9 protein-coding genes are annotated in these 12,259 nt (G+C 62.4%); 4 read left to right on the plus strand and 5 right to left on the minus strand.

Going from position 1 to position 12,259, the window contains the following annotated elements:
* Positions 1-30 precede the first annotated feature (30 nt).
* The 5 genes from ACEN8Q_RS03090 to ACEN8Q_RS03110 all read right to left on the minus strand — a co-directional run bounded on the left by ACEN8Q_RS03090 (position 31) and on the right by ACEN8Q_RS03110 (position 6,455).
* On the minus strand, positions 31-1,179 hold the full coding sequence (locus tag ACEN8Q_RS03090; RefSeq protein ID WP_413705465.1) for a hypothetical protein: 1,149 nt from the start codon (positions 1,177-1,179) through the stop codon (positions 31-33).
* 117 nt (positions 1,180-1,296) lie between these two features.
* Complete coding sequence (locus ACEN8Q_RS03095; RefSeq protein WP_413704482.1) at positions 1,297-2,955, minus strand: dipeptide ABC transporter ATP-binding protein; 1,659 nt, start codon at positions 2,953-2,955, stop codon at positions 1,297-1,299.
* A 2-nt stretch (positions 2,956-2,957) separates the two neighbouring features.
* The gene (locus ACEN8Q_RS03100) at positions 2,958-3,794 is read right to left on the minus strand and encodes an ABC transporter permease (protein WP_413704483.1); all 837 of its coding nucleotides are present in this window, start codon (positions 3,792-3,794) and stop codon (positions 2,958-2,960) included.
* Positions 3,791-4,744, minus strand: a complete 954-nt coding sequence (locus ACEN8Q_RS03105) for an ABC transporter permease (protein ID WP_413428811.1) — start codon at positions 4,742-4,744, stop codon at positions 3,791-3,793. The genes ACEN8Q_RS03100 and ACEN8Q_RS03105 overlap by 4 nt, the downstream gene beginning before the upstream one ends.
* Before the next feature lie 76 nt (positions 4,745-4,820).
* Positions 4,821-6,455: an ABC transporter substrate-binding protein gene (locus ACEN8Q_RS03110; protein WP_413704484.1), complete on the minus strand. Its 1,635-nt coding sequence runs from the start codon at positions 6,453-6,455 to the stop codon at positions 4,821-4,823.
* A 553-nt stretch (positions 6,456-7,008) separates the two neighbouring features.
* Here ACEN8Q_RS03110 and ACEN8Q_RS03115 point away from each other — a divergent pair.
* From ACEN8Q_RS03115 to ACEN8Q_RS03130, 4 genes are all read left to right on the plus strand, one after another.
* A complete protein-coding gene (locus tag ACEN8Q_RS03115) occupies positions 7,009-7,941 on the plus strand; it encodes a LysR substrate-binding domain-containing protein (RefSeq protein ID WP_413428072.1) in 933 nt (310 codons plus the stop codon).
* Between the two features lie 246 nt (positions 7,942-8,187).
* Positions 8,188-9,612 (plus strand): aldehyde dehydrogenase, encoded by a 1,425-nt coding sequence (gene aldA, locus ACEN8Q_RS03120; protein ID WP_413428073.1) that lies wholly within the window; start codon positions 8,188-8,190, stop codon positions 9,610-9,612.
* A gap of 77 nt (positions 9,613-9,689) precedes the next feature.
* Positions 9,690-11,009: an MFS transporter gene (locus ACEN8Q_RS03125; protein ID WP_413428074.1), complete on the plus strand. Its 1,320-nt coding sequence runs from the start codon at positions 9,690-9,692 to the stop codon at positions 11,007-11,009.
* Between the two features lies 1 nt (position 11,010).
* Positions 11,011-12,228, plus strand: coding sequence for a mandelate racemase/muconate lactonizing enzyme family protein (locus ACEN8Q_RS03130; protein ID WP_175379011.1), 1,218 nt, complete (start codon positions 11,011-11,013; stop codon positions 12,226-12,228).
* The last annotated feature ends 31 nt before the right edge of the window (positions 12,229-12,259 follow it).

Below are 12,259 nucleotides of genomic sequence, written 5' to 3' on the forward strand. Positions count from 1 at the left end.
AGCGTCCTCAAGGACGCCAAAAATTCCGGATCAGAAGTAGTAGCCGATGTTCACGTACAACTGGTTCTCCCACTGATCAGTCCCACCCGCCCCGAGGCTCTGGGTATAGCTGCTGCCGCCAATGTACGGATCGTTCTTGCCGAACAGCCATTCGGTGTAGACCCACAATTTGCTGACCGCGAACGAGGTGCCGAGGATCATCCGCTGGGAGGTCTTGAAGTCATCGGCGGATTTGTCGAAGGCGCTGTAGTTGGCATAGAGCTTGACCCCGCTGACCTGGTCGAACAGGTACTTGCCGGCCACGTCATAGCTGACGTCCGCCACGTACAGGTTGCCGCGGCTGGCGACGTTGTAGGTGCCGTCGTAACCGCCGAGGGTCACCAGTTCATCAGTGCCGGGGTTGCGCGGTGACATCTGCTGCCGCGCTGCCTGCAACTGCACGCCCCAGGGGCCGTTCTTGCCCAGGTAGTGCACGGCCACGGCATTGCGCCGGCCGTCGTTATCGGTGTCCCTGTTCTGGATGCTCGACGTCAGGCCGGAAACACCGACCTCGGACTTCCATGGCCCCAGGTCCAGCGCCTTGGCCACGCGCAGCACCACGGTATTGCGTTCCTGGTTGTCGCTGCCGTCGGCCACATAGCTGTCGGCCTCCGACACCACGCTGGAGTAGGTGACGCCGTTGCTGGTGCCTTTGCCTTGCCAGGCCGGGCGCAGGTAGTAACCGGCCTGGATGTTCCAGTCACCGCTTTGCTGGATGTACTTGGCGCCGACCTGTTGCACATCTTCCAGGCCGATGACGTTGCCCAGGGTTTCGTAGAAGGTGCTGCCGAAGTACGGCTGCAAACCGAACGGCACCGTGTTCAGGCCCACTTGCACCTGCTGGTCGGGGTTGAACTTGTAGCCGGCCCACGCGTACTTGGCGAATTGGATGTCGCCATAGTTCCTGGTGTACTGGTAGGGATAGGAACGGCCGTAGAAACGGTACTGGGCCTCACCGATCCAGGTGTCGGAGTTGTATTTGGCGCTGAGAAACACGGTGTCGAGGCCGAACTTCTGGATGTCGCGGTCCGGGTCGTAGTCCCAGCGGGCGCGGACGGCACCGCCAAGGTCGAGGTTGTCGGTGACCTGGATCGCCATGGCCGGTGCCGCCAGGGCGCCGAGCACCGGTATCAGGGCCATGGAATGAATCGCGCGAAGGGTAGTTGTGCGCAAAGTCTTACTCCTGTTTTTGATTTTATGTTGGCAACAGCAACCCAAGCCGCAGCGAACGCAGCGGCGTGGGGAAAGGGGTTCGGGTTATCGGGCCTGGGGTCGGATCAGTCTCAACGGCGGGCCATCGACAGGGCTGGCCTGTATCGCCGAAGCGCCGGGGGCCGCCGCCAGCAGCGTCTGGGTGTAGCTGTTCTGCGGCCTGAGCAGTACCTGTTCAGCGGTGCCGTACTCGACCACTTCACCCTGGCGCATCACCGCGATGTAGTCGCTGATCTGCGCCGCCACCCGCAGGTCGTGGGTGATGAACAGGATGCTCAGGTTCAGCCGCTGTTGCAGTTCGGCGAGCAACTCCAGCACTTGCTTCTGCACTGACACATCCAGGGCCGAAACGCTTTCGTCGGCGATCAGCACTTCCGGGCGCATGGCCAGCGCGCGGGCGATGCCGATGCGCTGGCGCTGACCACCGGAAAACTGCCGTGGCTTGCGTTTGAGGGCGTCGCGCTTGAGCCCGACCTGCTCCAGCAGATCACCGGCTTCGATCCACGCATCCTTGGCCGACAAACCACGCAATTGCGCGGCGCGGGCGATGATGTCGCCGACCCGATGGCGTGGATTGAGCGAGCCATAAGGGTCCTGGAAAATCATCTGGATGCGCCGTCGGTTGGCTGCCAGCGCAGCCCCGCGCAAAGCCAGGAAGTCGGTGTCGCCGAGCCAGACGTGACCGCTGTCGCTGTCCACCAGGCGAATCGCCGCTTTGACCAGCGTACTCTTGCCCGAGCCGGACTCGCCGACGATGGCCAGGGTCTTGCCCCGTGGCAGTTGCAGCGAGACATCCCGCAACGCCGCCACCGAGCGGCCGCCGACGTTGTAGGTCTTGTTCAAGTGCTCGATGCGCAACGCCAGTTCGCCGTCGGCACTCGGTACGTGGAGTTCCGGGTGCAGCGCCGGCACCGCCGCGATCAGCTTGCGGGTGTACGGGTGCGTCGGGGCATTGAGCACCTGGTCGCGCTCACCGATTTCCACCAGCCGCCCACCTTCCATCACCGCAATCCGGTCGGCGATCTCCGCGACCACGCCAAAGTCATGGGTGATGAACAGAATCCCGTGCTGGCCGCGCCCGCGCAGTTCGCGCACCAGTTTCAGCACTTGCGCTTGCGTGGTGACGTCCAGCGCCGTGGTCGGTTCGTCGGCGATCAGCAGGTCCGGGTTCATCGCCAGGGCCATGGCGATCACCACGCGCTGGCATTGGCCACCGGAAAGCTGGTGCGGGAAGCTGTTGGCGATCCGTGGCGGGTCGGGCAAATGGGTCGAGTCGAGCAGGGCGAGCATGCGTTCGCGGCGTTCGGTAGCGGGCATTTGCGGTGCATGAATGTCGAAGATTTCCTCGACTTGCTGGCCGATGCGGATCGCCGGGTTCAGTGCCGCCATGGGTTCCTGGAAAATCATCGCGATGCGATTGCCACGCAGCTGACGCAAGGCATCGTCCGGCATGCGACAGATGTCGTTACCGAGAAAATCGATCACCCCTTCGCTGTGGCGCAGGCCTTTGGCGTAGTCGCCCATGATCGCCGCCGACAGTACGGATTTGCCCGAGCCGGACTCACCGATCACGCAGAGGATTTCGCCTTTGCGCACCTCCAGGCTGATGCCGTGCACGGCGTGGCTGCGGTCGGCGCCGGCCGGCAGCTCGATGCAGAGGTTCTCCACGCGCAGCACTTGTTGCAGCTTCTGTGGGTTGTTCATGCTCAGCTCCTTGCGCCTTTCTGGGCGTGTTCATCCAGGCCGTCCGCCAGCAGGCTCAGGCCCAGCATCAGGGTGGAGATGGCAATGCACGGGAAGATCACCAGGTGCGGGAACGCGATGGCCATGCTGCGGCCTTCGTTGATCATGCCGCCCCAGTCCGGGGTCGGCGGTGGCAGGCCGAGGCCGAGGAAGCCGAGGGCGCCGATCATGATCGCGGTGTAGCCGATGCGCAGGCAGAAATCGACGATCAGCGGCCCGCCGCAGTTGGGCAGGATTTCCACCAGCATGATGCGTAGCGAACCTTCGCCCTGGGTGATGGCGCTGAGCACGTAGTCCCGGGAGCGGATGTCGATGGTCAGGGCGCGCATGATGCGGAAGATCGCCGGGGCGCTGGTGAAGGTCACCGCGATCAGGATGTTCAGCGCCGAAGCGCCGAGGGCGATGATGATCACGATGTACAGCACCAGCACCGGGAACGACAGCACGGTGTCGGCGACATAGGACAGGAAGGCGTCGACCTTGCCATTGAAGTAACCGGCACACAGGCCCATCGCGATGCCTGCGGCGAACGCGGTCAGGGTGGCGAGGATCGACCAGAACAGCACGGTCCGGGTGCCCCAGATCAGCCGCGAAAGAATGTCCCGGCCAATCATGTCGGTGCCCAGCAGGAAGCTCTGGCCGCCGGGGTCGGCGGTCATCGGCGTGAGCAACGGGCTGAAGCTTTCCAGCGGGTCGTGGGGCGCCAGCCACGGCGCAAACACGGCGACCAGCACCCAGCCGCCCACCAGCAGCAGGCCGAGCAGGGCCAAAGGATGTTTGAACGAATGCAGGAAGCTCATTGGCCACCTCCGCCAAGACTGCGCAAGGTGATGCGCGGGTTGAGCCAGGTGTAGGCCAGGTCGGAAAAGATTTTGGTCGCGCCAACCACCGCGCCGCTGATCATGGCGCAGGCTTCGATCAGGTACACGTCGTGGTTCAGCGAGGCGGTGTACAGCAATGAGCCGAAGCCCTTGTAGGCGAAGAACACCTCGACCACGATCACGTTCGACAGCAGCCACGGGATGTACAGCATGATCACTGTGATCGGTGCGATCAGCACGTTGCGCAGGGCATGGCGCAGGACGATGCGCGAAGTCGACGCGCCCTTGAGGCGAGCGGTGCGGATGTACGGCGCCTGCATCACTTCGACCATCGAGGCGCGGGTGATGCGCGCCAGGTAGCCGATGCCGAACAGGCACAGCACCATCAGCGGCAGGGCCAGTTCGGCGGCGTTGAAGCCTTCGCTCATGCTGCTCACGCCCGGCAGCCAGTTGAGCCAGAAGACGAAGATCGCCGAGACGAACACCGCACTGGCGAAGTCCGGAATCGACGTGGTGACAATCGACAGGAACGACACCAGGCGGTCCACCGGCGAACCCTGGCGAATGCCCGCCAGAATGCCCAGGGTCAAAGCCACCGGCACCATGATCAACAGCGCCAGCCCGGCGAGGATCAGGGTTTGCCCAAGGTTGGGCAGCAGCAGGTTGATCACAGGCTCGCGAAAGTGCACCGAGGTGCCCCAGTCGCCGCTGACGAAATCCTTCAGCCATACCAGGTAGCGCCACAGGAACGGCTGGTTGTAGCCGTGTTCCACCAGCCACGCCGCGCGCTGGTCGGCGGCGGAGTAGGGGCCGAGGACGTTGATCGCCACGTCCTCGATATTCAGTTCGAGGGCGACGAACACGATCAGCGACACCGACAACAGGGTCGCGATCAACGCCATCAATTTGCGTAACAGAAATTCAGCCATGCTTGCAGGCTCCGGCTAATCAAGGGATGCCGGCCCGCCGCACCGGTCGGTGGGCGGGCACTTTCGGGGCTGCGGGTCAGGCGCTCAACCAGACTTCATCCATTGGGTAGAAGTCCGAAGGGTGAACCTTGAAGCCCTGGACCTTCTTGCTGGTGGCGGTGAACTTGTCACCCCAGAACGGCTGCACCATCACGGCGGCGTCCTGCAGGATGCGTTCGACGTCCTGCATCGCCAAGGCGCGTTGCTGCGGATCGATGATGCCCATGGCCTTGTCCAGCGCGGCGTCGAACGCCGGGTCGCTGTAGTGGCTTTCATTCCAGGCGGCGCCGCTGCGGTAGGCCAGTTCCAGAGACATCACGCCCAGCGGGCGGTGTGCCCAATAGGTCAGGCTGAACGCCGCCTTGTCCCAGATCGGCCAGTACTGGGTGGCCGGGATCACCTTGAGGGCGATGCGGATGCCGGCGTCCAGGCAGTTCTGTTGCAGGATCTGCGCGCAGTCCTGTTCGTAGCGGCCCTGGGTGTTGCCGACGATCAGGTCGATGTCGATGCCGTTGGGGTAACCGGCTTCGGCCAGCAGCTTTTTCGCCCCGGCCACATCCCGCTCACGCTTGGGCAGTGGCGAGTATTCCGGGTGGGAAGGCGCGACGTGGTGGTCTTCACCGAGGGTGCCCATGCCGCGATAGGCGATCTTCAGCATCTGTGCGTTATCGGCACACAGCACCACGGCTTTGCGGATGCGCACATCGGTAAACGGCTTCTGGTCGCAGGCCATGCGCATGACCACGGTTTGCGCCGACTTGCAGCTCAGTAGCTGCGCCCCCGGCAAGCGTTTGGCCAGGTCCAGCTCGGCGACGGTGACGCGATAGAGCACGTCCACTTGACCGGCCTGCAAGGCAGCCAGGTGGGTGGAAATGTCGGTGCCCATGTCGACGTAGCGCAGTTCGTCGAGGTTGGCCGGCTTGCGCCAGTAGTCCGCGCGTTTGGCGAAGGTGGCCTGCTTGTTGACCGCGAAAGAAACCAGCTTGAACGGGCCGGTGCCGATCGGGTTTTTCGTCCAGTCGTCGCCGTTCTTGAAGCTGCGGTGCACCAGAGTGCAGGTGAACGCACTGAGCATTTCCGGAACGGCCAGGATCGGGCGCTTGAGCACCAGGCGGAACTGGTACGGGCCGGTTTTTTCGAAGGCTGCAACGTCCTGGAACGCGGTGCGGTTGACCGACTTGGAGTCGGCGGCGATCCAGCGATTGATGTTGTGCTCGACGTCGTCGCTGGTGAACTCGTCGCCGTTGCTCCACTTCACGCCTTGGCGCAGGTTGAAGGTCCAGACCTTGAGGTCTTCGGACGGGCTCCAGCTTTCGGCCAGGTACGGGTGGGTGATGTTCTCCGCATCGACCCAGGTCAGGAACTCCAGGGAATTGCGCAGCAGGTTCGACGCTTCGATCCAGGTGATCAGCATCGGGTCCTGGATTTCCTGGATGGCGCAGGCAAAACGCAGGCTACCCCCTTGGCGCGGCGGCTGATCCTCGGCGGCGAACGCCGAATCGCCGAGCAGCGCCGAACCGATAAAGGTGCTGGCGCTGGCCACGGTGACGCCCAGCAGGGCGGCGGTGCGCAGGAATTGTCGACGGTTGATCCGGCCATTCCTGACCTGTGTGCACAGGTCGTCGACGGCAGGGTGCGGCGCGGTGCCGTCCAGTGTCATCAGCTCGTTCATAAAGCCTCTCCGATACGTAGCAAAGTGCGTTTTTCGACTGGCCGCAGGCGGCCTGGAACTCAAGGGATCAAGTCAGCGAAAGAATCAGCGGCGAGCACCGTGCAGGCGCAGGCGAGGCGGGCGGGAAGCCGGAGGCTTAAGCGGTCGGGGCGTATTCGGGAGGGGGCGGGTGAGGTAAGGCATGGGGCAGCTCTCATGTTGTTTTTATTAGAGATGGCTGCAGTTTTGTCAGCGGGGCAAAGAACGACAAACGATAAATTCAGCGGGGAAACCTTCGATAAATGCATGTTACTGGCGCAGGGCTGTGCCGGAGCCTGAAATAGACAGGCTGGACACGATCCTTGTGGGAGCGGGCTTGCTCGCGAAAGCGGTGTGTCAGATACATCAATGTTGACTGATACACCGCTTTCGCGAGCAAGCCCGCTCCCACAGAAAAGCGGTTCGCGGTGCTTTCTGAGTTGTCCTACGCAACACAAAATTGCATGTTACTCAGGAAATTTCCCACGAGGCGTGGGATGCTAATTAACTGGTCAGCCTTCCACGAGTGTCTTTCATGAAACGCAAAATGCCCGGTCTGAATGCCCTCAAAGCCTTCGAAGTGGCCGGTAGCACCGGCAGCTTCACCCGGGCCGCCGAGTTGCTCAATGTCACCCAGAGCGCAGTCAGCCGCCAGGTGCGTCAGCTTGAAGAGCAATTGGGCGAGAACCTTCTGGAGCGGCGGCATCATCACCTCGACCTGACCAGCGCCGGCCGGGTGCTGTTGCGGGCATTGCACCAGTCGTTCGACAAGATCGAGCTGACGGTGCGCAGCATCCAGCAGAAAACCCACTCCAACCGTTTGCACATCAACGCACCGCCGACCTTCACCAGCCGCTGGCTGATGCCACGGCTGGGGCGCTTGCGCGAGCAGCATCCGGAGCTGGAACTGAGCATCACCACGCGCCTGCAGGACAGCCTGGCGGAGACCAGCACCCTGGACTGCGCGATCCGTTTTGGCGATGGCGAATGGGACGGGCTGGACAGTTCGCTGCTGATCCAGGAACGGCATATCGCGGTGTGCGCGCCGTCCCTGTATGCGCGGGAGTGGAGCGAGCAGGGCCTGGACCTCAATCGCCTGACGCTGCTGCATGTGCTGGCCCGGGAAGACCAGCGTTACCTGACCTGGAAACACTGGCTGGATGCGGCGCGCATCAGCGGGGTCGACACCCAGGGCGGTTATGAATTCGATTTGCTGGACCTGGCGATCCAGGCCGCCATCGATGGCCTGGGGATCACCATTGCCGACTGGCACATGGTCGCCTCGGAATTGGCCAGTGGGCAGTTGACCCAGGTGTTGAACGTGCATGTCGACGGGCACCAGTCCTACTGGCTGGTGACCCGGCCGGAGCAGACACAGATGCCTCAGTTACAGGTGTTCAGCCAGTGGTTGCAGGAGGAGGTCTGGTTGGCGCAGAGGCAGCTGGAGCCGTCTACCGCGGCTTCCTGAAACACCACAGCCCCCCTGTAGGAGCGAGCTCGCTCGCGATGGGCGTCAACGATAACGCTGGGAACCTGACACCCCACGGTGCCCTCAAGACCATCGCGAGCAAGCTCGCTCCTACAGGGGATCACACCGTTCACAGGGGGTAACGTGCGTTTTTTGAATGTTTCGTCGCGCAATAAATCGTTTGTTCAACGCGGGTCAGATGCCAAGACTGCCCGGACTGGATAAAAACAACGATGGGCGATTCACATGCGACTCGAGCGAAACTTTGTTAACGGCCACTTCATTGAACCGGCCAACGCTGCACTGATCGCGGTCTACAACCCGGCGACCGAAGCGCTGGTGGGCCACGTCTCCGCGGCCACCGCCGATGAAGCCACGGCGGCGGTCGAAGCGGCCCAGGCAGCACAAAAAGTATGGGGCAGGCTCACCAGCATCGAGCGCGCCGAATACCTGCGTGCCTTCGCTGATGCCCTTGAAGCCAACGCCCAAAACATCGGCGAGGCCCTGGCCGGCGAATCCGGCAAAAGCGTTGCCGACGCCAGCAACGAAGCCCGTTACGCGGCGCAGATCACTCGCTATCACGCCGAATGGGCGCGTCGTATCGAAGGCGAGATCATTCCCAGCGATTCCCCGAACGAAAACCTGTTCCTGCACCGCGAGCCGATTGGCGTGGTCGCGTGCCTGATTCCGTTCAACTACCCGGTCTACACCCTGCTGCGCAAGATCGCCCCGGCGCTGATTGCCGGCAACACTGTAGTGGTGCGACCGAGCAACAACACGCCGACTTCGGCCTTCGAAATCGCCAAGGCCGTGCAGCAATCCGGCCTGCCGGCAGGCGTGGTGAACATCCTGACCATGGACCACGGCACCGCAGCTGTTGTCTGCACCCATAAGGCCGTGGGCCTGATCACCCTGACCGGCAGCGTCAACGCCGGGCGCATCGTGCTCGATTACTGCAAGGCCAACATCGCCAAGCCGTCCCTGGAACTGGGGGGCAAGACACCGGCGATCATCGAGGCCGACGCTGACCTTGAAGCCGCCGCCAGCGCCATCGTCGCTTCCAAGACCACCCACTGTGGCCAGTTGTGCACGGCGGTGGAGCGGGTCTATGTGCAGGAAAGTGTCTACGACAGATTCCTCGGCCTGTTGAAAGAGAAAATCAGTGCCGTGAAATTCGGCGACCGCGCCACCGATGCCAGCCTGATGGGGCCATTGGTCAACGCCAGTTCGCGGCAGAACATCCACGCCATGGTCGAGCGCGCCATTGCCGATGGCGCGGTGCTGGAGACCGGCGGCGTGCTGCCCGAGGGCAACGGCCATTTCTATCCGCCGACCCTGCTCAGCGGCTGCCGCCAGGACATGGAAATCATCCAGGAAGAAATCTTCGGCCCGGTGCTGCCGGTGCTCAAGTACCGCGACATAGACGAAGCGCTGGCCATGGCCAACGATCACCAGTTCGGCCTGTCGTCGGTGCTGTACACCGAGAATTACCGCACCGCGCAGAAAGTCGCCAATGCCATCGAGGCCGGCGAGTTGTACGTCAATCGCACCCCGGCCGACCCGTACCAGGGTTTCCACGCTGGCTGGAAACGCTCCGGTTTGGGTGGCGATGACGGCAAGCACGGCATGCTCGAATTTACCCAGACCCGTTTGGTGGTCATGAAGTACTGATCCACCCGCAACACGCCACACCCATAAAAACAATTATTCAGGGCGCCCGGACCACCGGGCTGCCCGAGGTCCCACAGATGTCCAAGCCTGCAACCACTGTTGCCGCTGTTCAGGGTTCGAACGCGGGTTCAAAAAGCCACAGCGACAAGGGAAGTCGTTATTTCCAACTGATGCTGTTGGTGCTCGCCGCCGGTGCGATCTACCCGATCCTGTACCTGCGCCAGGTCTACCAGACCACCATGCTCGAAGTGTTCCAGATCAGCCACAGCGAGCTGGGTTATCTGTACTCGATGCTCGGCACGATCTTCCTGCTCTCGTATCTGCCCAGCGGCTGGCTGGCGGATCGCATCGCGCCACGCTTTTTGATCTTCTTCTCGCTGGTGGCCACCGGTGCCCTGGGCCTGTGGTACTCCACCGCGCCGTCGATGACTGGCCTGATGATCATCTTCGGTTGCTGGGGCCTGACCACCGGCCTGACCTTCTGGGCCTCGGTGCTCAAGCGGGTGAAGATGATTGCCCATCACACTGAACAGGGCCGGTTTTTCGGCATCCTCGATGGTGGCCGTGGCTTGGTCGAAGCGCTGCTGGCGACAGTTGCCCTGGGCCTGTTCGCCTTCGCCACCGAAACCCGTGGCGAGTCGGCCGCCGAAGGCTTCAAGCACGTGGTTTACCTGTATGCCTTCACTTGCATCGCCATCGGCTGCGTACTGGTGTTGATCAAGGACCCGAAGTCGATGGAAGACACGGCGACGGTGGAGAAGGGCAAGTACAACCTGCTCAGCGACCTGACCACCCTGGTGAAAATCCCTGAGCTGTGGCTGGTGACGGCCATTGTGTTCTGCGGTTATCACATCTTCTGGGCCACCTACAGTTTCTCCGATTACCTGCAGGGCGGCGGTATGACGGCGGTCATGGCCGGCACCATCACCACCATCAAGTTGTGGATGCGCCCCATCGGCGGCATTGGCGGCGGCTGGCTCGGCGACAAGTTCTCCAATATCTCGGTGCTGATCGTTGCCTTGTTCATGGCGACACTGGCGATGGTCGGCCTGATCGTGTTCCCGGCGCTCAACAGCCTGGGCCTGCTGATCGGCACGGTGATTTTCATCGGCCTGATGACCTACGCCATTCGCGGGCTGTACTGGGCGATCCTCGACACCTGCAACATTCCGCTGCGCATCACCGGCCTGGCCATCGGCATTGTCTCGGTGGTGGGTTACCTGCCGGATGCCTTCATTCCCTTGATCAATGGCTACCTGACCGAACATTTCCCCGGTGCCTTTGGCTACAAGCTGTATTTCGGCTACATCGCTTTCGTCGGCCTGCTCGGGACCCTGGCGGCCCTGACCCTGCGCGCTCGAATCAATCGTCAATCTTTGAACAAGACAGGTGCCTGAGATGAAAATCGTCGCCCTTGAAACCCACATCGTTGCCGTACCGCCACCACACATCGGCGGCATGTACTGGCTGTTCGTCAAGCTCAAGACCGATTGCGGCATCGAAGGCGTGGGCGAGATCTACGCTGCGACGTTCGGCCCGAAGGCCATGCTGCCGATCATCGAAGACGTGTTCGAACGCTACCTGCTGAACCAGGATCCGCACCACATCGAGCGTTTCTTCCGCCAGGCCTATTCGAGCGGTTTCACCCAGCGTCCGGACCTGACCATGATGGGCGTGGTCAGCGGGCTGGAGATGGCGTGCTGGGACATCATCGGCAAAGCGGCGAACAAGCCGGTCTACGAGTTGCTCGGTGGCAAGGTCAACGAACGGCTGCGTTCCTACACCTACCTGTACCCGGTCAACAGCAAGGGCGAGTACGACTATGACGACCCGGACCTGGCCGCCGAGTGCGCCATCGAGAACATGAACAAAGGTTTCACCGCCGTGAAGTTCGACCCGGCCGGGCCATACACCGCGTACTCCGGGCACCAGATTTCCCTGCAAGTGCTGGAACGCTGCGAAACCTTCTGCCGCAAGATCCGCGAAGCGGTGGGTGACAAGTGCGACCTGCTGTTCGGCACCCATGGGCAAATGGTGCCGTCTTCGGCGATTCGCCTGGCCAAGCGCCTGGAAAAGTACGACCCGCTGTGGTTCGAAGAGCCGGTGCCACCGGGCCAGGAAGACGCCATGGCGCAGGTCGCGGCCAAGACCAGCATCCCGATTGCCACCGGTGAGCGCCTGACCACCAAGTACGAGTTCTTCAAGCTGTTGCAGGCCGGCGGTGCGTCGATCCTGCAAATGAACGTCGCCCGCTGCGGCGGCCTGCTGGAGGCGAAGAAGATTGCGAGCATGGCCGAAGCCTATTACGCGCAGATCGCCCCGCATCTCTACAACGGGCCCATTGGCGCGGCGGCGAGTTTTCAGTTGGCGACGTGCACGCCGAACTTCCTGATCCAGGAAAGCATCATGACCTGGGGCGGTTTCCATGCCGAAGTCCTGACCAAACCGTTGCAGTGGGAGGACGGCTACATCATCCCGTCCACCGAGCCGGGCCTTGGCGTGGAGCTGAACATGGACGTGGTGCGCAAGCATTCGCCATACACCGGCGAGCGCCTGCACCTGCAAATGGCGCCCACCCCGGCGGATGTCAAAGACACCTCACCGGCCAGGGGCTGACGGGACGCTCTTCTGTAGGAGCGAGCCTGCT

The sequence above is a fragment of the Pseudomonas sp. Pseusp16 genome (assembly GCF_047324915.1).
GTDB classification, from domain to species: Bacteria; Pseudomonadota; Gammaproteobacteria; order Pseudomonadales; family Pseudomonadaceae; genus Aquipseudomonas; species Aquipseudomonas fluorescens_CD.